This is a genomic window from Streptomyces gardneri (genome assembly GCF_006539185.1).
In the GTDB taxonomy this organism is placed as follows: domain Bacteria; phylum Actinomycetota; class Actinomycetes; order Streptomycetales; family Streptomycetaceae; genus Streptomyces; species Streptomyces gardneri.
Genome location: NZ_BJMN01000017.1, coordinates 57,737 through 80,028, shown reverse-complemented (window position 1 = coordinate 80,028; position 22,292 = coordinate 57,737). Strand labels below are relative to the sequence as shown.

The 22,292-nt window shown below is 69.4% G+C and carries 25 protein-coding genes and 3 pseudogenes; 8 read left to right on the top strand and 20 right to left on the bottom strand.

Annotated elements, in window-relative coordinates:
* The 9 genes from SGA01_RS14735 to SGA01_RS14695 all read right to left on the bottom strand — a co-directional run.
* A partial coding sequence (locus SGA01_RS14735) for a hypothetical protein (RefSeq protein WP_141296943.1) occupies positions 1-1,979 on the bottom strand: 1,979 nt, incomplete at its 3' end.
* 68 nt (positions 1,980-2,047) lie between these two features.
* Positions 2,048-4,591 (bottom strand): ATP-binding protein, encoded by a 2,544-nt coding sequence (locus SGA01_RS14730; protein WP_141296942.1) that lies wholly within the window; start codon positions 4,589-4,591, stop codon positions 2,048-2,050.
* Between the two features lie 14 nt (positions 4,592-4,605).
* On the bottom strand, positions 4,606-5,232 hold the full coding sequence (locus tag SGA01_RS14725; protein ID WP_229918359.1) for a hypothetical protein: 627 nt from the start codon (positions 5,230-5,232) through the stop codon (positions 4,606-4,608).
* Positions 5,229-5,513, bottom strand: a complete 285-nt coding sequence (locus SGA01_RS14720) for a hypothetical protein (RefSeq protein ID WP_141296941.1) — start codon at positions 5,511-5,513, stop codon at positions 5,229-5,231. The genes SGA01_RS14725 and SGA01_RS14720 overlap by 4 nt, the downstream gene beginning before the upstream one ends.
* Positions 5,506-6,636, bottom strand: a complete 1,131-nt coding sequence (locus SGA01_RS14715; protein ID WP_141296940.1) for a conjugal transfer protein — start codon at positions 6,634-6,636, stop codon at positions 5,506-5,508. The genes SGA01_RS14720 and SGA01_RS14715 overlap by 8 nt, the downstream gene beginning before the upstream one ends.
* Entirely contained in the window at positions 6,633-6,902 is a 270-nt protein-coding gene (locus tag SGA01_RS14710; protein WP_141296939.1) for a hypothetical protein, read from the bottom strand. Before SGA01_RS14710 ends, SGA01_RS14715 begins: the two co-directional genes overlap by 4 nt.
* Positions 6,903-6,952: 50 nt before the next feature.
* Positions 6,953-7,843 carry a hypothetical protein gene (locus SGA01_RS14705; RefSeq protein ID WP_229918360.1) on the bottom strand — a complete coding sequence of 297 codons (891 nt, stop codon included), beginning with the start codon at positions 7,841-7,843 and terminating at the stop codon, positions 6,953-6,955.
* A gap of 673 nt (positions 7,844-8,516) precedes the next feature.
* Positions 8,517-8,771 (bottom strand): aromatic-ring hydroxylase C-terminal domain-containing protein, encoded by a 255-nt coding sequence (locus tag SGA01_RS14700; protein ID WP_308699055.1) that lies wholly within the window; start codon positions 8,769-8,771, stop codon positions 8,517-8,519.
* A gap of 25 nt (positions 8,772-8,796) precedes the next feature.
* Complete coding sequence (locus SGA01_RS14695; protein ID WP_141296956.1) at positions 8,797-9,351, bottom strand: tellurite resistance TerB family protein; 555 nt, start codon at positions 9,349-9,351, stop codon at positions 8,797-8,799.
* A 703-nt stretch (positions 9,352-10,054) separates the two neighbouring features.
* On the opposite strand from SGA01_RS14695, the gene SGA01_RS14690 reads away from it, so the two are divergent.
* Positions 10,055-10,252 carry a hypothetical protein gene (locus SGA01_RS14690; protein WP_055645672.1) on the top strand — a complete coding sequence of 66 codons (198 nt, stop codon included), beginning with the start codon at positions 10,055-10,057 and terminating at the stop codon, positions 10,250-10,252.
* Here the strand turns inward: SGA01_RS14690 and SGA01_RS41060 are convergent.
* The 3 genes from SGA01_RS41060 to SGA01_RS14680 form a co-directional block, all read right to left on the bottom strand.
* Positions 10,249-10,389 carry a hypothetical protein gene (locus tag SGA01_RS41060; RefSeq protein WP_167534104.1) on the bottom strand — a complete coding sequence of 47 codons (141 nt, stop codon included), beginning with the start codon at positions 10,387-10,389 and terminating at the stop codon, positions 10,249-10,251. The genes SGA01_RS14690 and SGA01_RS41060 overlap by 4 nt on opposite strands.
* Before the next feature lie 255 nt (positions 10,390-10,644).
* A complete protein-coding gene (locus tag SGA01_RS14685; protein WP_141296937.1) occupies positions 10,645-10,866 on the bottom strand; it encodes a DUF6924 domain-containing protein in 222 nt (73 codons plus the stop codon).
* 34 nt (positions 10,867-10,900) lie between these two features.
* Positions 10,901-12,181, bottom strand: a complete 1,281-nt coding sequence (locus tag SGA01_RS14680) for a hypothetical protein (protein ID WP_141296936.1) — start codon at positions 12,179-12,181, stop codon at positions 10,901-10,903.
* 438 nt (positions 12,182-12,619) lie between these two features.
* Between SGA01_RS14680 and SGA01_RS14675 the strand changes: the two genes are divergently transcribed.
* On the top strand, positions 12,620-12,955 hold the full coding sequence (locus SGA01_RS14675; protein ID WP_141296935.1) for a hypothetical protein: 336 nt from the start codon (positions 12,620-12,622) through the stop codon (positions 12,953-12,955).
* A gap of 205 nt (positions 12,956-13,160) precedes the next feature.
* Here the strand turns inward: SGA01_RS14675 and SGA01_RS14670 are convergent, their stop codons facing one another.
* The gene (locus tag SGA01_RS14670; protein WP_141296934.1) at positions 13,161-13,361 is read right to left on the bottom strand and encodes a hypothetical protein; all 201 of its coding nucleotides are present in this window, start codon (positions 13,359-13,361) and stop codon (positions 13,161-13,163) included.
* Between the two features lie 19 nt (positions 13,362-13,380).
* Positions 13,381-13,710, bottom strand: a complete 330-nt coding sequence (locus tag SGA01_RS14665; protein ID WP_141296933.1) for a hypothetical protein — start codon at positions 13,708-13,710, stop codon at positions 13,381-13,383.
* A 135-nt stretch (positions 13,711-13,845) separates the two neighbouring features.
* Here SGA01_RS14665 and SGA01_RS43070 point away from each other — a divergent pair.
* Positions 13,846-13,965 (top strand): annotated as a pseudogene (locus SGA01_RS43070) (transposase); the annotation flags it as partial.
* A gap of 23 nt (positions 13,966-13,988) precedes the next feature.
* Here SGA01_RS43070 and SGA01_RS14655 read toward each other — a convergent pair.
* Positions 13,989-15,128, bottom strand: coding sequence for a PucR-like N-terminal domain-containing protein (locus tag SGA01_RS14655; RefSeq protein WP_141296932.1), 1,140 nt, complete (start codon positions 15,126-15,128; stop codon positions 13,989-13,991).
* Positions 15,129-15,259: 131 nt separating this feature from the next.
* On the opposite strand from SGA01_RS14655, the gene SGA01_RS14650 reads away from it, so the two are divergent.
* Positions 15,260-16,270, top strand: coding sequence for a ferredoxin reductase (locus SGA01_RS14650; RefSeq protein WP_141296955.1), 1,011 nt, complete (start codon positions 15,260-15,262; stop codon positions 16,268-16,270).
* Positions 16,271-16,277: 7 nt separating this feature from the next.
* Positions 16,278-17,396 (top strand): fatty acid desaturase family protein, encoded by a 1,119-nt coding sequence (locus tag SGA01_RS14645; protein WP_141296931.1) that lies wholly within the window; start codon positions 16,278-16,280, stop codon positions 17,394-17,396.
* Between the two features lie 1,005 nt (positions 17,397-18,401).
* Here the strand turns inward: SGA01_RS14645 and SGA01_RS14635 are convergent.
* The 4 genes and pseudogenes from SGA01_RS14635 to SGA01_RS14620 form a co-directional block, all read right to left on the bottom strand.
* Positions 18,402-18,695: a hypothetical protein gene (locus SGA01_RS14635; RefSeq protein ID WP_141296930.1), complete on the bottom strand. Its 294-nt coding sequence runs from the start codon at positions 18,693-18,695 to the stop codon at positions 18,402-18,404.
* A 280-nt stretch (positions 18,696-18,975) separates the two neighbouring features.
* Positions 18,976-19,117: pseudogene (locus SGA01_RS42035) on the bottom strand (ABC transporter ATP-binding protein); the annotation flags it as partial.
* 316 nt (positions 19,118-19,433) lie between these two features.
* On the bottom strand, positions 19,434-20,348 hold the full coding sequence (locus SGA01_RS14625; RefSeq protein WP_174867314.1) for a transposase family protein: 915 nt from the start codon (positions 20,346-20,348) through the stop codon (positions 19,434-19,436).
* A 98-nt stretch (positions 20,349-20,446) separates the two neighbouring features.
* Complete coding sequence (locus SGA01_RS14620; protein WP_141296953.1) at positions 20,447-21,106, bottom strand: NADPH-dependent F420 reductase; 660 nt, start codon at positions 21,104-21,106, stop codon at positions 20,447-20,449.
* A gap of 76 nt (positions 21,107-21,182) precedes the next feature.
* On the opposite strand from SGA01_RS14620, the gene SGA01_RS14615 reads away from it, so the two are divergent.
* On the top strand, positions 21,183-21,533 hold the full coding sequence (locus tag SGA01_RS14615) for a winged helix-turn-helix transcriptional regulator (protein ID WP_141296929.1): 351 nt from the start codon (positions 21,183-21,185) through the stop codon (positions 21,531-21,533).
* Between the two features lie 41 nt (positions 21,534-21,574).
* On the opposite strand, the pseudogene SGA01_RS14610 reads toward SGA01_RS14615, so the two are convergent.
* A pseudogene (locus SGA01_RS14610) lies at positions 21,575-21,691 on the bottom strand (IS5/IS1182 family transposase); the annotation flags it as partial.
* Here SGA01_RS14610 and SGA01_RS42895 point away from each other — a divergent pair.
* Entirely contained in the window at positions 21,642-21,830 is a 189-nt protein-coding gene (locus SGA01_RS42895; protein ID WP_371866038.1) for a site-specific integrase, read from the top strand. The pseudogene SGA01_RS14610 and the gene SGA01_RS42895 sit on opposite strands and share 50 nt — an antisense overlap.
* A 151-nt stretch (positions 21,831-21,981) precedes the next feature.
* Positions 21,982-22,155 (top strand): tyrosine-type recombinase/integrase, encoded by a 174-nt coding sequence (locus SGA01_RS14605; protein ID WP_141296928.1) that lies wholly within the window; start codon positions 21,982-21,984, stop codon positions 22,153-22,155.
* Positions 22,156-22,292: the final 137 nt, after the last annotated feature.

Sequence of the window (22,292 nt, the reverse complement as noted above, 5' to 3'; positions counted from 1 at the left end):
TTCGGCGGCTGAGCGGGCGGGTTCGGCGGCTGAGCGGGCGGGTTCAGCGGGGTTACGGACGGCGTCTGACCGACGTTGCCGGGCTGGGGCTGCGGCTGGGGCTGCGGCTGCGGCTGCGGCTGCGGCTGCGGCTGCGGCCGGAACTGAGACTGTGTGCGGGCCGGACGGTTGCCGCTGCCCTTGGTGCCGGACTGGAGCCGGTTCATCAGAGCAACGGTGCTGACGCTGGAGGACGTGGCGTATCCGAGAGCAGAGATCGGATTTCCCGAGGCGATGGCCACGCCGACCATGGCGGTGCGGACCGCTCCGCGGGTGATCTTGCGGGTGATGTTCCGGTTCTTGGCCACCGGGGCGGAGGACGGGGTAAAGGCGGAACCGTGCGTGCCGCCCACACGCGCGGCGGACATCCGCGCACGGAAGTTCGCAGCGACCTGCTTGGACCGGACGGTGAGCGCCTTGCGCTTCGTGAGTGCGCCGATACACACGATGTCCACGGCCAAGAAGCGAAGGGCGAGTTCGTTGCCCCATTCCTGCTGCACGGGGTCAAGGACGGCCTGGATGATCAGGATGAGGACGGCGAGCCCGACGATCGATACAAGGAGCTGGCCGAGAGAGCGCAGTACGGATGCAGCCCAGTCCCAGAGGAAGGCGCGGCCGGCTCCGGGGATGATGCCGGCCACGAGGGCGGGTTCGGCGCGTACGGCGTCCCAGGCGATCCGGCATTGCGCGACGAGGAAGTTCCCCGCGAGGCCGGCGATCAGGATGGTGACGATGAGAGCGGCGATGAGCAGGAAGATCGCGCCGACGACCTTGTCGACCGAGGCGCGCTTGGCGGCCAGGATGTCGCCTTTGACGCACTGCTTCTCGAATGACTCCATCGGTGCGTGGCCGAGGTGGTCGAGCGCCCACTGCTTGGCGACCGGCATGGCCCAGTCGGCGGCCTGATAGCCGTTGGCGGCGATCCAGTCGCGGTAGTTGCCGTATTTCTCCATGCGCTCCACTTGGCGGTCGATGGCCCGTACGTAGGCGAGATGCGTGAGCTTGGCGGCGGAGTACTTCTGCGCGCAGTCGCCTTCGAAGACCTGTCCGTACTGCAGGAGCATGGCGGGCTTGACGATGAAGGCGTCGGTCAGCGCGTCGGTCAGCGGACGGGAGAGGGCGCGGCCGCTGGCGGAGTCTTCGTCGTCGGGATCTTTCTCCCGCTCGCCCGGGTTGGCATCGAGGATGACGTCGGCTACTTCGAGGGACAGGCCGCGGGCGACGGCCACGGCGCCGTCCTGCTCGCCCAGGAGGACTTGCGGCGGCGACGAAAGCAAAGTGGCCGTCAGTGCGGCAATCAGGAGGGAGAGGGCAGCGTCTCCCCACCCTTTGGCCCGGTCTCCGAAGAAGATCCGGGCAACGCAGACCAGCGCGCATACCGACAGGAAGAGGGAGGGCAGGCCCATCTGCAGAATGACCTGGGTGTGCAGGGAGTTAGCGACGGACAGCACGGGAGCCAGGAGCAGTTTGGCGAGACCGAATCCGAGTGCCCAGGCGATGAGCCAGCAGCAGAACGCGACGACCCATTTAGTGATCATGAAGCAGTGCTCGACGATCAGGTTCTGGACCCCGAGGTCCCAGTCCATCAACCCGCCGGTATCCGACTTCACCGTGTAGGCCGAGATGGGCATACGGTCGCGGTCGGTGACGTTGAAGACCGCGAGCACGCCGCCCTCGTTCGGTAGGAGCTCACGCAGGCGCTCCTCTTCAGCCTTGAGGAAGGCCTCCTTCGCGACGTTAGAGAGTCGCTTGTTGAGATCCTTGACGATCTCCTCGATCTCAGCGAGCTCCTCCGGCGTGGGCGTACGCGTGCCGGGCGTCGGCGGCCCGAGGGGGGTTACCGGCGTGCTGGTGGGGGCCGGCGTCGGTGACGGGCTGGGCTCGGCAAGTGCCGGCTGCGAGGTGAGCACGGTGAAGGCGGTGGCGGCGAGCACCGCCATGAGCAGGACGAGGCGCAGCCGGGCTGTTCCTAGCAGGAGTAGCCGCTTCCACGGAGCGCGAGCGGGCGTCATGCGGCGGCCTGCTGGCTGGTCGGGGTGGTGTGGATGGCGCGCTCGATCGCCCGGTCGCGGGGGATGAGGACGCGCATGAGGCCGATGCGGCCGGCCAGGTCGCGGTAGAGGCACTCCCCCGCGCGGGCCCGGCGCTGGTCGTCGGGCAGGCCGAGCGGCGAGAGGTCGCCGGTCACCAGGTCCAGGAGGTCGGTGTCGGTGGAGTCCACGCCGAGGAATTCGAGGCTGCGTGCGGCCAGGGGCCGGCTGGTCTGCCGGAAGACGAACCGGTGCGGGATGAGACCTCGGACGATTGCTCCCTTCTCGCTGTCGGCCGGGCCGATGTCGTCGGCATCGTGCGAGCCGACGTACGCGGCCGCATTGCGCTTGCGGCCGTCGCGCAGCAGCTCCAGGAGCAGCTCCAGGCCCTCGTCGCTGGAAGTGAGCCACCAGCACTCGTCGAAGACAGTGACCGCGAACTCGTCCCGGCTGCGCATCGCGGTCTCGCGGGAGACCGCGGCGATCAGGTACATCAGCGCCCGGCCCAGAACCTTTTCGAATTCCAGGCGCTGGATGCGATGCTCGCTGGCCAGCTCGGACTTCTTCGGCAGGGCGAGCGAGGACACCAGGAAGACCACGCTGTCGGCGCGGTGGGTGTCGACGACCGGCAGCGTCTCGTCGAAGACGACCCGGGCCAGGTCCTTGCGGGCGACCGAGGCGAGCTTGCGGGCCAGGCCCTGGGCGGCCGTGTCACCGGCGCCGCGCGCGGTGAGCTCGGCCATCAGGGCACGCATCGATGGCTCGGGCCGAGCCAGGACGGCCTGGACAGCCTCCGAAAGAGCGACGCCTTCGAGGTCCATCGGCCGTACGCCGAGCAGCAGGGTGAGGAAGGACTCGGTGAAGCGGGCTGCGACCTGGGGGCTGTTCTCCTTGTAGAGGCGCAGCGGGTCGAGGGAGACCTCGGCGGTGTGGTCGATGCGGATCAGCTGGGTGGTGCCGGGGCAGGCCTTCGCGAAGCGGGCCCATTCTTGGTCGGTGGTGCGGTCGACGATGACGGCGCGTCCGCGGCTGCCGGGCCGGCCGAGCTGGTGGCCGCGGGCGAGGACGTTGTAGACGGCGCCCTTCATGCCGACGGACTTGCCGGCGCCGAGCTCGCCGAGCCAGGCCATGGAGGCGGAGGCGTTCTCGCGGGGGCCGCGGGCGGGGTCGATCAGGACGGGGCGGGCGCCGCCGGAGGCGACCTGGAGGCCGTAGAGGCCGCCGCGTTCGTCGCCGAGCTGGGAGCCGCACCAGGGCATGGCCATCGCGAAGTCGCGCGCGAGGAGGATCTGCGCGTAGCCGGCCATGACGCGGGGGGTGCGGCAGCCGGGCAGCATCGCCTGCCAGAGGCTGGCCTGTTCACCGGCGGGCCGGGAGAAGGTGTAGTCGGTGGAGCCGAAGTCGGACGCGAGCGCGGCGGCGCGGTCCATGGCGTCGTCGGGACTGTTGCCCCAGACGGCGAGGGTGACCATGGCGCGGATCTCCACCTCGCGCCGGTTCGCCGTCAGCCGCTCGTGGTACTCCTCGTTGTCGGCCTGGTTGCGGGCGACGGCCGCGGGCGGGCCGGCCGGGTCGCCCTCGTACTCGGCGGCTTGCGCCTTGAGGTGACGGGCGCGCTTGCGGACGTGGGGCTCGGCCTTCGAGCCGGGGACGATGACCAGGCGGGCGGTCCAGTCGACGGGGCAGGCCAGGTCGTCGAGCTGCTGGAGGTAGGCCGCCCCGGGCAGCGCGAACGCTTCGGGCATCTCGGAGAGGGCCAGGAGGGCCTGGTAGGAGTCTCCCCACTCGCTGGAGACTTGGAGGAAGCGCCGCGTGAACGGGTTGGCCGGCAGCGCGGGGCGGGTGTTGAAGTCGGCGCCGCCTTCGCCGACGAGGATCTCCCCCAGCGCCGCGACGTTCCGGCCGCGGCCGCGGACCGGGGTCTCGGTGCCGTCTGGGAGGAAGGGTTCGGCGAGTCCGCGGCGCGCGCTGTGGCCGTAGATCCACAGGATCTCCGCCTCGGTGGCGGTCCGCATCGAGACCCCGGTCGGCCACTGCGCTTGGATCCGCTGGGCCTGCTCCAGGCGCCGCTGCACTTCCGTGTCGGTGACGACCGCGGGCATCAGGCCGAGCTGCAGGGAGACTTCCGCTTTCGCCGCGCGGAACGCGGACATCACCGCGTCCTTCTGCGACAGCGGGGGAAGCGGGAGCGCGAGCCAGTCGGTGCGGCCGGTCAGCTCCATCGTCTCCAGCTGGTCCAGGACCGCATGCCCGAGGCTCTCGTAGCGGGGGGCGCGCTCCAGGTCGATGTCGTCGACCATGGCGCGCACCACTGCGGTCGGGTCGATCTGCGGGCACAGCGACAGCAGCATTGGCTCGCCGGTCATGGCCTTGAACAGGCCTTCCAGAGCCTTCAGGCGACGCTTCTTCACGACGGCCGGGGCGTGGGAGTAGTTGGTCGCGGCAACGCGCCACACCGCCCAGACGGTGCCGTGGGTGGTGAAGATCAGGTTCTCCTGGACGTGCCGGATCGGCAGGCGCATCGTCAGTTCTCCAGTCAGGTACGGGTCGTGGGCGCGCGGCGGGCGAGGAGGGCCTGCACCCCCGAGGCCATCGGCGCGGAGGGCGCCGAAGGCCCGGCGGGTGCCAGCGGCTCGGCGGCGGGTACCGCAGGCCGGGGCTGGGTTGGCTTGGGCTGGGGCTCCGGTGCGGGGGCGGCGTTGATCGCCGGGGTGGTGGTCCTGGCGGCCTGGTCGTCGGCGGGCAGGTGGATGCGGGTGTCGCCGCGGGTGGGCCGGACCGGCCGGTAGGCACGGCCCCGGAGCTGGCCACATCGTGGAGCGGCCAGCATCAGGGCGATGCTCAGCAGGGCGGCTGCCGGGTTGCGGCCGTCGACGTGCAGGTGGCGCAGCACGAACGCGACCACGGCGGGCAGGATCAGGAGGACCGTGACGTCGAGCCAGCCCTGGCCGCCCCACAGGGGGCGGGTCAGAATCAGGGCGGCGATGGTGGCGACGATCCCGGCGAGCTGGGTCAGGGTGTAGGGGCCGCCGGGCAGCCGAATCCCCCGGCCGCCGTTGACGTCCCGGATCACCCCGTGAACCAGTGGTGCGCGCCGCGCCTTGGTGTAGCAGCGGCCGATGAAATCGAACTCCAGCTCGCTCTCGGCCACCGGTGCGCTCACTGGTCCATCCGGGACAGGCTGCTGCCGCTGTTGTAGTTGGTGATGTCCTCGGTGGTCTTGTCCTTGAGCGCGCCCATGTTCGAGGACAGGCCCCAGACGATGCCGGCGAAGATGACGGCCATGATCGTCGGGCCGGGAGCCTTGGTCTTCCAGCCGACGACGATCACGAAGATCCCGCACAGGACCGGGATGGCCACGTTGAAGATCAGGCCCTTGACGTCGTTGCCGAGGCCGGTGCCGGTCTGGATCCAACCGGCGGCCAGCGTGATGGTTTCAGGCATGCTCGTACTCCTTCATGGAGGTGGGGGTGGTGGCCGGACCCGGACCGCCGGAGGCGACCGGTGCCGGAGTCGGCGAAGTGAGGGCAGGGGCGCCGTCGAGGCTGGCGATCTCCCAGCGGCCGGCGCGGGCCTTGAGGGTGAGTGCGTAGGTGAGCGGGAGGCGCACCCCGTCCTGCCCGGTCGCCCGGAGGGTGACGAGCAGGCGAAGGGTCCTGCCGTCGCCGGGGACGGAGACGACCAGTTCGCCATCGGTCTCACCCTCGGCGGCGAACTGGTCCACCGCGATGCCCGAGTACGGCGCCGGGGACGGCGCGGTCAGACGAGTGCCGGGGGCGAGGTAGCGGTCGAGCTCGGCACCGGCCTTCGTGAGGTAGGCGGACAGGAAGCTGGTGACCGCCTGAGTACGCAGGTCAGTGGGCAGCGCCGGGTGCATCGCGCCGTAGACCAGCTCCGGGGTCATGGCCCGCTCGGGTGCGGCGACTTCTGCCGGCAGCGCCAGCGCGGTGTACGCGGTCGCTCCCCCGGCGCCGGGCGCCGTAGCCACGGGCACCTGGAAGTAGCGCACCGTGTCGGTCGCGGCCGCCGGACGCGGGGAGGCACCCGGTTGCGTGGACGGCGTGGCCCTCGGCGTCGCGCCGGCGACGCGGGCCGCGACCGTGACCGACCAGACCGTGGTGTCGGTCTGGCGGAGCCGGACGACGGTCAGCTGCTCGCCCCGGCGCTGGCCGGCGACACCGTCGAGCTGGAGGTTGCCGGCCGGCGGATAGTAGGCGGCGAGCTTGGGCTCGTCGCCACGTCCGGCGGACAGGTAGGCGGCGACGAACAGGCTCGCGAAGCCGGCCGCGCCCTGGCCGCCGCTCGCGACCGGTGCGGACGGGACGGTCTTCGGCGCGGGGGCCGCGGACGTCGTCGGCACCGAGAGGTAGGCGAGCGTGCCCAGCAGCGGGCCGAGCGCGATCAGGACCCAGACGAACCAGCGCATCATGGCGGCCGAGTTGGCCTGGGCGCCGGTCGACCACCCGGCGACCCAGCCGGTGTTGTGCTCGGTCTCGGTGTCCTGGACGACCGGAGTCTGCGGATCAATCAGCGCGGCCTTCCGTCGGCTAGCGAGGACGGGACTCATGCCGCACCTCCGGCCGAACGCAGGGTGTGGCCGGCCAGCTCCGCGATCCGGCTGCGGAGTTCCGCTTCGGGCCGGCGGCTCAGCGCGGCGAGTGAGGCGAGGGCCGGCTCGGCGTCCTCGTCGAGGAAGGCGCGGAGCTTGGCGTGGGTGCCGGTGTCGAAGGGGTGGGCGACGAGGGCGGCGCCGAGGTGGATGAGCAGACGCTGGGCGCGGGTGACGCGCTCCTCGTCCGCGTCCAGCGAGGTCGCGGGGGTGGATTCGGTCAAGGCGCATCTCCAAAGGGGGGAGCGGACGGTGGCTGGGGCGGTGGTCCGGTTCATGCCGCGGCCTCGGGTTGGAGGGATGCTGTGAGGCGGGCCAGGGCTCGCGAGCGGCGGCGCTGCCAGGCGCCAGCCGTGGTGCCGGCGCGGGCTGAGGCCTCGGTGTCCGGGATGCCGCCGCTGATGTGATGCCAGGCCAGCGCCTGCGCGTCCGCGGTCGACAGCGCGCCGTCGCGCATTGCGTCCAGAAGGAGCTCCAGGAGCTCCAGCCGGGCCGGGGCGGTCGCGGCGTCGTCGGCCGGACCCGCGTGGAGGCCGGCTTCGACGGCGGCAGTGCGGACGGTGTGGGCGCGGGCGATCTCGTACGGTCCCGGCCCGGGGTCGGCGATCTGCTCGGCGGCCGCGAGATCCTCCCCCACCGGGCCCTGCTCGGCGGCGACCTCGGCCAAGACCTGGCGCAGAGTGTCCAGCGTGAGGTTGGCGGCGGGCCGGCCCAGGCGGAGGTGGATGCGTCCGGCGCGGGCCACTTCGTAGAGGGCGGCGACGGTCACGTGACCGACGGCGTCACGGGTGCGGCCACCGGTCGTACGGACCTGTCCGCGGGTGATACGGAAGACGGCGGGGAGCATCGCCTGGACGATGACGCGGCCGGCGAGGACCGCCGATCGGTCACGGCCGGCGGCCCGCTTCAGGAGGGCGCGCAGGACGGCATCGGTCAGCGCATCGGCCACGCCGTCGGCCGTCGGGCGGAGCGCGGCGAGGAGTTGCTCGGGCGTGAGGGCGTCGGCCCAGGAATCGGTCACGGCCGCGAGCTCGTCGGCCAGGTGGCCATCGGCCACCCAGTCGGTCACCGCCTGGCGAAGGGCCGGGTCCGCGCACAGCGCGGCCCAGTCGGCGTCCAGCCGGTCAAAGTAACCGCCAGCGGCGGGGTGCGAAGCGTCGTGCACAGCACGGCTCCTTTCGGATCTCGTGCCGTACACACTCCTCAGACCGGCTTACCCGAAGGCTTGCCCGCAGCCCTAAAAGCGCAGATAGGAGGCTTGCCCTCTAGCTGGGCAAGCCTCCCGTGACCGATTGGGCAAGCATGGTGGGGGGTTGGGCAAGCCTCCTCGTGACCGGTCCATGCAACTGTGGGCAAGCCTCCCTGGTGAGGTGGGCAAGCCTCGGGTTTCCGTGTGAAGGCTTGCCCAGGAGGCGGGCGCTAGGGACGCGGAGGACGGGTGACCGATCGCCGCGGACCGGTCACCGCGTCCAGGATCGGTCACGGGCGGACCCGGTCATCGGCCACGGGCCCGGTCGCAGGCGGGTGCGCCATCGGTCATGGCACCGGTCGCGGGATCGGTCACCGGCGAGACGGCCGCGCCGCCCTATTGGTGGCGGTGACCGGTCACCGAGCCCCGGACGGAGAGGCGGGCCACCAGCTGACGGACAGCGCGCGGCCTGGCGGCACGGATCCCGGGCGCACCGCGCCCGTGCGGGCAGACGGTGGAGCGCAGGACCGTTGATCACCCTGCGATGACCTCCCAACGTCCGCCCCGCTGCCCGCACTTCGGCACTCCGGGCCACCACACCGGGTGGGTGCGGCGGCCGGCCGAGGGTGGGATCGGCTCGTGGTTCGAGTCAGTCCGGAGCGCGGTAAATCAGCCCGGCGTCACCGCACCCACACACTGGCACTCCGAACCACTCCTCCAGCGCTTCCGCCAGCCCGGCCGTCGACGCCTGCGCCCCCGCGTCGGCCGCCCAGGCCGTGATGCCATCCGGACGGACAAGGACCGCCGCCAGGTCCGGGTGGTACAGGCAACTGGCCGTTAGGGTGTCGACCCGGCTGGCATACCCCGCAGCGCGGGCCCGGACATCCGGGTCGTCGGCGGCCACGCGTCTCGTTGCCGAGGCCAGCGGGTCAGATGCCGAACTCCGCCGCCGACAGGCCGAGCGCAGCGCATGCCTCACGGATGATCTGCTCCTCGGCGGGCTCGATGAATCCGTCCGCACCCGCGACCACGATGCCGGTCTGGATGACAGCCCGTGCCTCGGTGGGCTTCTTCGCCACCTTGACAACCTCCTGAAGCACTGCCGCCTTGCCCATGACGAAGCCGGCCGAAAGCTGGTCGACGTGCTTGTTGAAACGCTGGCGGAGCTGGTCGGCGGGGAAGTTCTGAAGGACGTCGTTGGTGAGGATGAGCGACTCGACATGCTGACGCTCGGCCGGATCGACCCGTCCGTCAGCGGCGGCCACCAACGCGCACATGGCCATGCTGGCGTCCCGGAAAGCGCCGCTCTTCAGCTCCGTCTTCAGCGTTGTGAGCTGCGACTTCAGCGCGCTCACGAGCTCGGCCCTGGAACCGCCCCCGGACCGTGCTCCGGACGGCCCATGGCCGCCGGAGCCGCCGCGCACCCCTTGTGCTTGCTGCAAACCTCTGGTCGCCTGGTCCTTGATCCGATCCCACATCGCCACTCGTGCCACCTCAGCTTCTGCCACGTCGTCCCTCGTTGGACACGCATCATCGTGCTAACGGCTCCCCCACACTGTGAAGTTCCACCACCTCGACTGACACGGCGCCCTCAGTACACATGCCACCCCGACGCAGGCGCAGGCCGGAGCGGCGCAGCGCGAAGACGACCGAGACGGGGGGCCGGGCAGGACCGGCGCCCCGCCGAGGAGGCCGAGTACCGCCAGGGCAGGCTTGAGGACGGTGCCGCGGGCCTGCAGGCGGGGCTCGCCCGCGTCCGGGTAATCGCCGATCACCGGCTCAGCACTCTCCACACAGCGATCAACCCCTGAGAGGGCCCCAAAGCCACGACCGACATCAGACCGTTCCCGTGCATGGCCGAGGGAGAGTGGTGTGCCGGCCTCCGGCTGGGGCCGACTTGCAGGGGCCTGGGGCATCTCGCATCCCGAGGGGCCCCAACCCCGGCCGTTCCAATGCGACGAGGCGCGAGGTCTGTGGTCGGCCGGAGTCCGGCTCAGACAGCTGGGCTGGGCGGATCTGTGAGTGAGAATGCTCGGCATGACGACTTGAAGAGCACCGGCCGGGCGACTGCATTGGCGAAAGGTCGTGAGCTGGGACACGGTTCCCGACGGCGAACGACGAGTCTGTGCCGTCTGCGGAACGCCTGTCTGCGCGTACCAGTATCGCTTCCACCCTCCCGAGTCCTCCATGTTCGAGCGCTGCATCGGACTCGCCTGGTGCGGAGGTTGCAGGATCTACTCCGGCAACATGGTGTACGTCCCGCGGAAGCGAGTCCTCGTCGACCTCCTCGCCTTTCTTCCTCCTGAGCAGCGAGAGCGGCTCCTGCGTTCGGAGACGCGATTGATCGAGTTCCTGGACCGCCAGGCCCGCCGCGGCAGCGGTTAGGGCCTGCGGCTGGCCGCGATCAGGAGGAGCCGCTTACGCAGCAGCGGCAGTTTCGCTCTGCCGAACATGCTGCGCGTGAGGGCTTTCAGGTCGTTCAGGCGGCCTTCGACGGGCCCGGACGACCCTTCGGTGCTCATGCCGAAGACGACGGCGTCGAGGTCGGTGATCAGCCCGGCAGCGAAGGAGGCCAGGTCGCACTGCTGGTCGGCGCAGACATCTGCAATGCAGCCACGCAGCCGGTCTCCTTCACGGGTGGGAGTGTCCGAGCACCAGTTGCGGCTGGCAGCCGATAGCTTGAAGTCCCGGGTCCTCCTGATCCGGGTCCCTGACAGACACGGTCTGGAAGGACCCGGCTTCCGTTCGACAGCCAGGCGGCGAGGCGGGTCAGACCCTCAGAACGATCGGAACACTTTCTCGGGGTCCTCGTGGGCGGCTGCCGCGTACTCCTCGAAGTCCATGTTGGCGATCGACAGGTTCGCACGGATGTCGTGGAGCCCGGCCGGTGTCGTGCGGAACTCGCGTCCGAACCTGCGGATCCCTGCGGAGGCCGCCTTCCCCGGCAAGGTGGTGGGCGGCCCGCCAGGTTCCTCCGGAAGATCCTGCGGGCTTGCCATGGTCTTTCGGATCCGTGGGCTGATCCGTCGCTCGTCAGTGAGCTTGTGAGGGCGTTGGCCCCGTCGAATCTGCAGAGATGTGCCCTCCTGGCGCCTTGCCGGGCTGGGGCATCCGGACGGGGCCGATGGTGCGGGTCACCTCGGACGTCCCATCGGTGCCCGTGGTGATGAAGGACAGCTCGGCACCTTCGTAGGGTGCCCCGAGCATGACGGCTTCACGGAGCCTCGTTTTGGTTATCGGGACGTCGTCAATCTCGTCGATGTCGTGGACGGCATCGATCTCCGCCTCATCCGCGTCCTGGAATACTGGTACGCAGGTACAGGCGAACAGAGGTGTACTCCCGGCGGTGTCATCGGCCGCGTAGGCCCAGGTCCGGCCCTCGTGGTCCATCTGCTCCAGCACCCGCAGGGCGGGCACCGGTCCGTGATGCAGCGCTGCGGCACGTCGACGTGCCAGATATCCCGTCGTCAACAGCGAGAGCCCGGGCAATCCGCCGGCCAGGGCCAGCAACTGCCACTCGATCGCGTCGTACGGCTCGGCGACCAGGCGACGCCATCCCTCACCCTCCAACACCTCCACGGTGGTGCCGAGGGTGTAATCCTCGGGGAAGAGGGCGTCGACGGTGATGCGACGTCCGTCATCGGTGCGGACACGCAGCGACATGTCCGTACGGCCGGTGACTTCGACGTCGGTACGCGTCGCCCGAGCGGCCTGCCCCTCGTCCGCGTGCACGGCGCGCAAGCCCAGGACGATCGCGCCGCTGGCAACGGCGCACAGCACCAGCCCGGCGGAGATCGGGATCACTCCCCGCGTCAGCGGGCCGGCAGGCTCCACCCGGCGTTGCTCTGCACGAGCTGTCGTCTCGATGAGCCGCCGCTGCCCCTGTCGGGCGCTCAGCCGGGCCCACGCCGCTGTCCAGCCGAAGCCGAGGGCCGCGATGACCGCCAGATTCGCCGCTCGGGATGCCCATCCGGCCGAGGGCAACTCCTCCCAGGCCACGATGACCGCCAGAACCGGTGCGGCGACAAGGGTGAGCTCCGGAAGCCGGGCAAACCAGTACAACAAGCCGATGGCCAGGCCCATCTGCACCATGCCGATCCAGTCCGGACCACACGGGACCGCTTCACTGCACACCGGGACCGGCTCCATGGCGATCGCAGCAACCACCGTCGCGAGCAGTGCTAGGACGGGCCACAGGGGCTTCGCCCACGAGCCTGGGCGGGCGTCCGCCCAGGCTGCTGCATCGACGGACAGCCAGGCAGGAACGCCTTCGGATGCGGAACCCGACGGTATCGGTACGGAAGTCTTGGACACCCGAGGATTATGCGTCAGCCCCTGTCGAGCCGGCGCGGTACAGCTTCGCTGGTCACTGAGCGGGAGCCAGGGCAGTGTCGGCAGTGCGGGCAGGATCTTCACGGCGCCGAGGACCCGCGGGAGGAAACTCTCGCGTCGGCACGGGCGAAGGTGGACCGGCTGCGGCTGGATCTGGGTGATCTACAAAGGACCCCGACTACTGCGGGGAAGGCAGCTGATGCTGCCGAGGAGGCCGCCGCTCAGGCGCTCGCGCTGCGCGACTCCTACGAGCCGGACCACCTCGCTCCCGCCCGCCAGGCAGCGCAGCGGGCTGAGAAGAAAGCCTTCGGTCTGAGTGGCGGGGTGTCGCTCTCCGGAGGTACGGCAGCGGACGTCCACCACCTCGCGTAGTCCCGCCTCGGCCTCCCGCAGGCGCCCCATCGTCCGCAGCGTCGTGGCATGGGCGTGGGCGGCCGCTTGGACGACTGGGTGTTCGCGATCCCAGCGTCGATCCGCAGCGTCGCGGACGAACTCGATGTCCGCGTGGGCCTGCTGGAAGAGACCGTTGTCGCGATGGTGCACGGCCGCGCCGAGCGCGGTTATGAGGGCGCGCTCGACGTCGGCGTCGGCTGCATTCGTCTTGACGGCGTGCCGTGCCAGATGCAGGGCGTGCGCCACGAGCACGTTCCAGTCCGGCTGACGATGGGCGTCGTAGGGGTCCACAGTGCGGTCAGCTCCGGCCGCGCGGTTCAGGAGCCCGGATGGCGAGCGGAAGAAGGGAACGGTCGACGTTGAAGCCGCGGATCAATGGGTGGAGGTAGAGAAGGTGGGGGGGCGTCGGCTTCGGGCGCGGGCAGATCGAGGAATCCGACGTCGGCCATGGACCGGAGATGGTTCCAGAGGCCGGGGCCGTCGAGGCCTGTGAAGGCTTCCTCGGCGGCGAGCGTCGTGGGTGCAGCAGGAGGAACGAATGGCCGTGACCAGCACTTTCACGCGGGTCCTAGTCGTACGGCGGGCCGATGACCGTCTGGCCGATCTGCTCGGCCAGCCAGGCGGCGTAGCTCTGTGAGTCCCCGGTCTCGTGGACGTCGACGTATACGGTGTGGGTCCCGATTTGTCGGGTGGTTCCTGCGTCGTCGCAGTTGAAGACGAGGGTGACCCCGTCGTGTTCGACCCGCCCGTAGTACCCGCGCTCTGGCACCGCCGGCCAGATCACCTGGTCACGGCTGGGCCGGGCTGCTCAGGTAGGCCATTCCGTCCTCAGTCAGCTTGACCTGGCGGAGGCGACGACCGTCAGGTCCGACCTCCATCAGGTAGATCGTCGCGTCGTGGTCCTCGTTCCACCGGCGGCTCGGGTACAGCAGGTGCCGGCCAGCCAAGGCGCCGAAGCCCGGCATGCCGCGCTGGGCGTCCCGTTGGGCGCGGGATTCGGCCAAGCCGGGCGGTGTGGTCGGTCCGTCGACGTCTGTCTCGTCGAGACACCCGGTCTCAGCCTCCGCGCGGGTGGCCTCGGTGTGCACGACTTCCACGTTGGCGAAGGTCTCCAGCACGTCCTGTTCGGACCGGGCGTGGACCCACCACCAGGTGCCGCCCGTGCCGTAGTCGTTTAGGACCAGAAATCGTGTCTTCGACAGCGTCAGAACCGGTCACCGGCACACCTTAAGGCGTGCCTGATGATCGGTCTTGTGGCGGGTCGAGGTGAATTGACGGACGTGGCGTGGGGTCGGATAGCGCCCCTGTTGCCGCAGATGGACGGGCGTGGTCGTCCGTGGCGGGACCACCGTCAGGTGGTCGGCGGCGTGCTGGTCGTGGACGGTCGCAGTACGCGTCAGCTGGCCCGAAGACCGACCGCCAGCGTCAGTTCAAGGACCCGGTGTGGCGATGCGAGATCCGGAATCAGCTCCCGCAGCTGCGACATCCGGTACCGGACGGTCTGGGGATGGACGAACAACGCCGCCGCCGTCTCGTCTCGCCTGCCCTGGTGCAGCAGCCACGCCCGCAACGTTTCCTCCAGCCGCCGTGCGGTCGCGACAGGCAAGGTCCGCAACGGTGCGAGGGCCCGGGCACGCAGGTCTGTGAACGCGTCCACGTCGGCGCTCAATACCAGCTCGGGCAGGTGGTCCTCGGTGTCGCGAATATCAGAGGAGAGGGAGCGTGCGCGTGCGGCTCGTGCGTACGAGGCCGACGCACGAGTCCATGGCCGGGCCGGGCCGACTACGGCGGTGCGGTCGGTCAGCTGCCGCAGGAGATGTGGTCGGTCGGCATCGGGGACGAGCAGCGCACCGGTGGCGTCCGGCAGATCGTCGAGGACGAGGGTGCTCGGGTCGAGCGCGCGGTAGGCAGGCCGGGCCTGGGCGGCGGGCAGCAGGACGGCGGTCAGCGAAGCCGGGGGCTGCCATCCGGCCCGTTGAGCTGAGGCCAGCAGCACGTCCGGGCTCGCGCCGGCGAGGAGGTCGCGGGCCAGGTGTTCCAGGTGGCGCTCGTGGGCCCTGCCCTGGGCGGCCAGTTCGTCGGCGTGGCCCGCGGCGCTCGCGGCGGAGAGCTCGTCGATGTAGGCGAAGGTCAGCTCGGCGAACTTGGCGACCTCGGCGGCGGGCAGACCTGCGGGGACGGCACCCGCTGCCAGGCATCGCCAGGCCACGCGGGCGCCGACGCGGTAGGCGCTGAGCAGGGCGTCCATCGAACGGCCGGAGCGCACCTCGCCGCGGCCCAGCTCGTAGGCTGCGTCACCGGCGTCGCCGCCTGTGGCGTTCCCGCTTGCGAGGTCCAGGTAGTGCCCCAGGGCAGTGCGGACGGCTCGGCGGATGGTGCCGCCCATGCGGCCCGAAAGGGCGTTGGCGTAGGGAGGGACCTCATCGATGATCGCCTGGACGACCTCGTCGGCGGTGGTCTTCAGGGCGGCCCGAAGCGCTGTGACCGTCGTCTCATCCAGTGCCAGCTCGGCAACCCTCCGGATGGGATGGCTCATATTTTATTCCCTGTGAACAATTCTGCCGACCAGATTTACGTCTTGCGGTCAGGACTTTACGCCTTGACGCGCATCAAGCTGGAGTCATGACGAGTGCAGCCCTTCGCAGCAGGGCGTGGAAACTGCTGGAGATGGTCACGACGCCGCTGCTGCCGTCGGACTACCTCGACCTGGTCAGCCCGCTGCGTGCGGGCGCTGACCTGTGTGGGCGCATCGAGGCCGTGCACCCCGAGACGGGTGACGCCGCGACTGTCGTGATCAGGCCGGGACGGGGCTGGCGCGGTCACACAGCCGGTCAGTACGTGCGGATCGGGGTCGACGTCGACGGGGTGCGTCTGTGGCGTGCCTACTCCATCACCTCGCCGACAAACCGCCAGGACGGCCGCGTCACCATCACCGTGAAGGCGATCCCGGACGGCAAGGTCAGCAATCATCTGGTCCGCAGGGCGAAACCGGGCACGCTGATCCAGCTCGACCAGCCGACCGGTGACTTTGTGCTGCCGCAGGCCAAGCCCGACAAGGTGCTCTACCTGACGGCCGGCAGTGGCATCACGCCTGTGATGGGCATGCTGCGCGACATCGAGTTCGACGACGTCGTCATGGTCCACTGCGCGCCACAGCCGCAAGACGTGATCTTCCGCAACGAGCTGCACGACCTGGTCGCGGACGGGAAGCTGCGGCTCACCGAGGTGCACACCGACACAGACGGCATGCTCGACATCGCCCGCCTCGACGAACTGGTGCCCGACTGGGCCGAGCGCGAGACATGGGCTTGCGGGCCCGCGGGCCTGCTCGACGCCGCCGAAGAGCTCTGGAGCGAGCACGGCGTCCAAGAGCGCCTGCACACCGAACGCTTCCGCCCCAGCATCGTCGTCGCCGGTGACGGCGGCGAGGTCACGTTCAGCGCCACCGGCAAGACCGTCGACGCGGACGGTGCCACGCCGTTGCTGGACGTCGGCGAGGAGGCCGGCGTGCTCATGCCGTCAGGGTGCCGCATGGGGATCTGCTTCGGCTGCGTCACGCCGCTCAAGGCGGGCGCCGTCCGCGACCTGCGCACCGGCGAAATCACCGATGCCGAGCCGGGCGTCCTCATCCAGACCTGCGTGTCCGCCGCGGCGGGCCCCTGCGATATCGAACGGTAGGAGCACCTTGACCGCCATCGACCCCACCGCCCACCTGACCGCGGAGCAGATCGAGGAGCTCGGCCGCGAGCTGGACGCGATCCGCGATGAGGTGATCGCCAGCCGGGGCGAGAAAGACGCCGCCTACATCCGTAAGGTCATCTCGGCGCAGCGCAAGCTCGAGCTGGTCAGCAGGGGCGTGCTGCTGTTCTCGATCTTCCCGCCCGCGTGGCTGATCGGCACCGCCGGGCTGTCCGTGGCGAAGATCATGGACAACATGGAGATCGGCCACAACGTCCTGCACGGCCAGTGGGACTGGATGCGGGACCCGAAGATCCACTCCACCACCTGGGAGTGGGATCACGTCTCGCCGTCCGACCAGTGGAAGCACTCGCACAACGAGCTGCACCACACGTACACCAACGTGATCGGCAAGGACAACGACCTCGGCTACGGCATCATGCGCGTCGACGAGGACCAGAGGTGGCACCCGTTCCACCTCGGCCAGCCGCTGTGGAACTTCATCAACGCCTGCTTCTTCGAGTACGGCATCGCAGCGTACGACCTGGAACTCGGCAGGAACCTGCACAAGCGCCGCCGCAACAACCCGGAGTTCCGCGCGCGGGCCAAGGCCGTGGGCCGCAAGATCCGCAAGCAGGTCCTCAAGGACTACGTGATCCACCCGCTGCTCTCGGGCCCGTCGTTCCTCACCACGCTCGCCGCCACGTTCACCGCGAACCTGGTCCGCAACATCTGGTCCCACTCGGTGATCATGTGCGGGCACTTCCCCGAGGGCGTGCAGGTCTTCGAGCGCCGGTCGATCAAGGGCGAGACGCGCGGCCAGTGGTACCTGCGCCAGATGATGGGCTCGGCGAACATCAGCGGCAGCAAGGCCATGCACTTCATGACCGGCAACCTGTCGCACCAGATCGAGCACCACCTGTTCCCGGACCTGCCGAGCAACCGGTACGCCGAGGTCGCGGTGAAGGTGCGCGCGCTGTTCGAGAAGTACGAGCTGGAGTACGTCACCGGGCCGCTGCCCAAGCAGGTGTTCTCCGCGTGGCACAAGGTCTTCCGGCTCTCGCTGCCGAACAAGAAGCCCAAGGTCAAGATGCCGGACCGTGAGCAAAAGCTCGTCGCGGCCTGATTCCCACTATTCGTTCAGATCCTTCGGCCGTACCGGCGGCACCGCCGGGTTCGGTGAGATCCGTCGCGGATGGGGGCCGCGATGTCCGGCTGCGCTGCCTGGATGTGCGCCGGGAGCGCAGCACACAGCTCCGGCGAGGTGTCGTAGTGCACTGGACCTGCCGTGGTCGAGCCGGTAGTCGGGTGCGCACGCGCACTCGGTCTGTCGACGAGCGGGGTGGTGGAAGGCATGGGCTGCGACGTGGACCTGCCGAAACCTCCACGTGTACCGGCGTGACCCCGCCGCCGGGACGGCGACCACTGGGGGCTGGATCCCCTGCCGATCTGGAGACGCACAGCGAGCCCCCCACCTCCCGCCCCGCCTTGGAGTGCGGTCCGCCTTGGAGTGCGGTCCGGCAGCAACGGCTCGATCCTCGCCCACTGGGCGCCAGTCAACGAGACACATGGTCCGATGATCCGAAGGAAGCTCCCCGCCCGGATGCGGGAGGCCGGATGGGCTTCGAAGTAGCTCACGATGGCTGACAGCAAGGTGTCCACCGTGCGGTGCAGGTCGCTGTTGTCTCCGCCGGTTCCCAGCAGCGGCAGGACGAGCGAGCGCAGTGACTCGCCGACCTCGGCAATCCGGTCAATTTCGGCCAGGATGTCGCGGACACACCGGTTCGACTCCATCACTTGGCGGCAGCCGGAGCCGGGTTCTCCCTCGGCCGCGGCAACATGCACGATGCGCCGAACCTGATGGCTCTCCAACAGCTCACCAGTCTCGGATACCAGCACCTGGCCCGGGGAAACATGCTGTCGGCCGTCCATCCGCTCGGCCAAGTTCCGTGGCGATTAAGTTGTTCGACCAGGTGCCCTGCGTTTTCCACCTGTTCACGGACACCGGTCTGTCTGGGGAAGCGGAAATGTGATCGCTGAGCGGGCGAACAGCTCGGTTCAGGATCCGAGGGCGGGGTGAGTCTGGTGGTGCGGGAGTGGACCACGTTGCTCAGGGCATCGGTCGAATCGTTCACGGGCGGGCTGCGCCAGTGGCGGAATGTTGGGTAGTGGGAAGGCCTGGCCCTTCTGGGGTGCTGGCCGAGGCGGGATCCAGCAACACGTCGATCACGTCGATGAGTCTGCTCAGCTTGTGCTGTGCGCGCGGGGCGTCGGAGCGCGGTACGCGTACGACGGCCGTAGCTGAGGCCGGTGATGAGATGGTGTACGCGAGGTCGAGCACGTGGTGGTTGTTGAGGGTGGCGGCAAGACGTGCGAGCGTTCCGGGACCGGGCCGGAGGGTGACGTTGAGCCGGGCGTGTTCCATGGTGGTGGTCCTGTCTATGGGGGCCGTGGTGGGCCCCGGAAAACGGAAAAGACCCCTCGCGAGGCGCGAGAGGTCTGCGTGCGGGCGGTGAACCAGGGAGGGTTACTCCTCCGGGCTCGGTGCCGGCACGCTGCCGTTGATAATCAGCGGCTGCTGCATGCGGGCCATGCTGGCAGAACCCGGCTGCCGCCCGGAAGGCCATCTCATACTGCGGACTACGGGACGGGGCACGCGCCCCAGTGTGCTGGGGCACGTCCCCGGGCCTGTGCACGTCGGAGGATCAGCGGGCTGTTGCGGGCAGGCAGAGGTGGCCTTCGTGGACTTCGGAGATCTGGTCGACGGCGGTGAAGTGGGGTGCGATCGTGAGTGACCAGGACCGTCGCCGTGGCCTGCTGGTGGGTGAGGCAGGTGATCAGGTCGACCCAGTCGCCGGAGACCCAGCAGAACCACCCGGCAGGACCTCAAAACGCATAGTGCCGCAGGCGGGATACTGACGGTTGGCGGGACCACCCCCGCGGGTGCGGGGTGGCAGGACCCGGGTGAACTTGCACCACGCCATGCTCGGCATCGCCCGGATGCACAACCTCGCCCTCGCCGGATAGATCAATGGGTTTCACCGTGGTCAACCCTGCCCGAGGCGACTCGGAGATCACTTACGGGACAGGCCTTGGGGATGTCGGTCTTACGAGCTGGTGCGTGATTGCGTTGGAGATGCACGGTCCTGAGCTGGTGGTTTTGTCAGGCGGTGGTGCTGCGGTCGGAGACGAGGCCGGCGATGGCCCGGTAGGTGTCAGGAAGGGCATCTCGCCGGTACGTCCAGCGGGTCAGCTGCTTCCAGCGTTTGTGGTCGGCGAGGGCATGCTCGACGGTGATGCGTTTCGATGAGTGTCGGTGCCGGGCCTCTTCTCTGGCTGCGTGCACGTGCGGCAAAGCGATCTTGTTCGGATTTCTGGGCGGTGTGATCGCTTGGCTGGGGTGGTCGCGCCGGAGCCCGAGGTAGCCGTCGTCCAAAAGCACTTCCACGTCCGGGAAGTGCTGGAAGCAGACACCGATGCCATCGTTGCGTGCGGCGGTCACATCATGTATGCGCCCTGGCCGCAGGGCATCGCTCCAGAGCGTGCGGCCCTGGCGATCAGCGATAACCGTGGCCTTCATCGTGTTCTGCTTCTTCTTGCCCGAGACGAATGCGCGGCGTCCGCCACGGCCGGCCAAGGGCCTGCGGACCTGGATCTCGGTGGCGTCCAGCCGCAGTTCGATGCCCTCGGCCTGGGCATAGGCGAACACATCCGTCAGAGTCCGAAGCCGCAGGCCAGGACGGTCGGGAACCGCGCATCCCCGCGCAGCCAGAAGCGCCCGTATCTCCCCGATGGCCCGAGTGACAGTAGAGCGGTCGACACCAAACAGCAGAGCGAGGACCGAGTGCGGCGGATCGTGCCGCAGGTGGATCAACGTGGCAACCAGCCGGTCCACGAAGACCAGCCGATGCCTGGCGCCGGCACCTGCAGCCCGCCTTCTGGCCCCACCACGTGCCTTGTGGCGGCGGCCCTCGACACCGGTCTGCCACGGGTCGGCCAGCTCCGCGACCAGACAAGCGAGATGCTGACGGGAGATACCCGTGAACAACCGATGCGCGAGAACCGTCCGACTGGCCATGATCGTCACAGCCCGGATCATGCCACCCACCAGCACGGACGCTCACCCGCAATTACGCACCAGCTCGTAAGAACTCCTAACGCAATGACCTGGACACCTCACGCGCTCTCGGCTCGTGGACCTGCTGCATAGGCCAGCGGCGGCGCGATCGCCCGTACGTCTGCCTGCTCCGCCACCCACAGTCCGATGAACAGCGCGGCGGTCGCCTCCAGCAGCCCGGCGCGGTCCAGTCCGCCCCCAGCCACTGGCTCACAGCCCGTGTCGCGCACCAGCTTGCGTGCCAGTGCGAGTGCCGCCTCGTCGTCCCCGCAGATCGGAACGGTCAGGGGCTGGCCGTCGAAGACCGGCGGGGTCATCCGCCACACGTCCTCGTGGCAGAGGTTGAACGCCTTGACGACGTGCACGCCCGGTGCCGCCGCAGCCAGTCGGAGCGCCGCCGAGGGGCCGCCTTCCGTCAGCAGCCGGAAGCCGGGCCCGACCGGATTGGCGCAGTCGAGCAGGACCTTCCCCTTCAGCGCCGACTGATGCTCCCTGGCGACGTCCGCCCCCGCGCCGTATGGCAGCGCGGCCAGCACCACCTCGCCGAAACCGACCGCCGCCTGCAGGCTCCCGTGCCCCGCAGCGCCCCCGATGCGCGTCGCGAGCCGCTGGGCCTTCTGCTCGTCGCGGCCTCCAACGAGCACCTCGTGCCCGGCCCGCACCCAGTGCGTGGCCAGTGCGTCCGCCATGTTCCCCGTTCCCAGCACACCGATCTTCATCGACACGCCCCTTTCCGCATCTGTTCCAACCGCTTTCGGGACGATGCTAGGAAACCCGTCAGGCACCATTTGGTACGTGACGACCGACGCCTTCCTCGCTGACTGCCGCGCCCGCCTCGCCTTCGACCTTCTCTCCAACACCTGGAACGCCGTGCTGATCTGGGCCCTGCGGGAGGGGCCCAAGCGCCCCGGCGAACTACGCGAGCGCATCGGCGGCATCAGTCCCAAGGTCCTGACCGAGACGCTGCGGCGGCTGGAGTTCAACGGTCTGGTGACACGGAACGCCCATGGCGAAGTGCCACCTCGTGTCGAGTACGAACTCACTGCTGTGGGGCGGACGTTGCTCGGCCCCATCGACACACTTGGCGCGTGGGCCTTCGAGCACGGCGATGAGGTCATGGCCGCCCAGGAACGAATGAGCGGGTGAGCTCCCAGTCCGTGACCTCCCCTGCACGCGTTGACGCACTTTCATCGGGATGAATGCAAACGCCGCCAGCAGATCAGCGCGCATCCCCGAGTGAGGAACGCTTCGTGGATGTCGTCGCGGACCTCCCAGCGGATCCGCAGGCGGCGGAACCAGTGCAAGTGGGCGAACGCGCGCTCGCTGGCGAGCCTCATCGGCCCTCGGGTCTCGGAGTTGTGCCTCCTCGACGTCACCGACATCCGCTGGGACCTCGGCACCTTCGGCAAGGTCCTGCTGCACGGCAAGGGGCGCCGTGGGTAAAAGAAGGAGCGTCTGGTCCCGCTCATCAACAGCTCCCGCGAACTGCTCGAATGGTGGGGTCCAAGGTCCGCGGTGGGACTTCGACGATGGCCTGGACCAGGTGGGGGCGCCGCTCTTTCCCTCCGAACGTCGTGATCCGAGTGGCCGGTCGATGCAGGTCAGCACCAGCGCGATCCTGGGAGCGATGGCAGAGCCCGTGGAACGGCATCTGCCGAACTGGGTCGGCCGTGCGACACCCCACACACTTCGGCACTTCGCTGCCTCGGACCTGTACGCGCAGGGTATGAACGTCGTCGCCATCCAGGAGATGCTCGGCCACCGCTGAATCAACACCACGATGATCTACGTCCACGTCAACAAGACCCACATCGAGGACGCCTGGCTCTCCGCTGGCCAACGGCTCGCGTCCCGGTTCACCGGCTGACCACGGGAGCGACATGAAGTGGACCCTCCGCCTGGCTG

Coding starts and splice junctions, on each gene's coding strand:
- SGA01_RS14730 (WP_141296942.1), bottom strand. CDS start 4,591: ATGCGCCTGCCGATCCGGCACGTCCAGGAGAACCTGATCTTCACCACC.
- SGA01_RS14720 (WP_141296941.1), bottom strand. CDS start 5,513: ATGCCTGAAACCATCACGCTGGCCGCCGGTTGGATCCAGACCGGCACC.
- SGA01_RS14715 (WP_141296940.1), bottom strand. CDS start 6,636: ATGAGTCCCGTCCTCGCTAGCCGACGGAAGGCCGCGCTGATTGATCCG.
- SGA01_RS14690 (WP_055645672.1), top strand. CDS start 10,055: ATGTTCGAGCGCTGCATCGGACTCGCCTGGTGCGGAGGTTGCAGGATC.
- SGA01_RS41060 (WP_167534104.1), bottom strand. CDS start 10,389: ATGAGCACCGAAGGGTCGTCCGGGCCCGTCGAAGGCCGCCTGAACGAC.
- SGA01_RS14685 (WP_141296937.1), bottom strand. CDS start 10,866: ATGGCAAGCCCGCAGGATCTTCCGGAGGAACCTGGCGGGCCGCCCACC.
- SGA01_RS14675 (WP_141296935.1), top strand. CDS start 12,620: ATGGGCGTGGGCGGCCGCTTGGACGACTGGGTGTTCGCGATCCCAGCG.
- SGA01_RS14655 (WP_141296932.1), bottom strand. CDS start 15,128: ATGAGCCATCCCATCCGGAGGGTTGCCGAGCTGGCACTGGATGAGACG.
- SGA01_RS14650 (WP_141296955.1), top strand. CDS start 15,260: ATGGTCACGACGCCGCTGCTGCCGTCGGACTACCTCGACCTGGTCAGC.
- SGA01_RS14635 (WP_141296930.1), bottom strand. CDS start 18,695: ATGGAACACGCCCGGCTCAACGTCACCCTCCGGCCCGGTCCCGGAACG.
- SGA01_RS14625 (WP_174867314.1), bottom strand. CDS start 20,348: ATGGCCAGTCGGACGGTTCTCGCGCATCGGTTGTTCACGGGTATCTCC.
- SGA01_RS14620 (WP_141296953.1), bottom strand. CDS start 21,106: ATGAAGATCGGTGTGCTGGGAACGGGGAACATGGCGGACGCACTGGCC.
- SGA01_RS42895 (WP_371866038.1), top strand. CDS start 21,642: ATGTCGTCGCGGACCTCCCAGCGGATCCGCAGGCGGCGGAACCAGTGC.
- SGA01_RS14605 (WP_141296928.1), top strand. CDS start 21,982: ATGCAGGTCAGCACCAGCGCGATCCTGGGAGCGATGGCAGAGCCCGTG.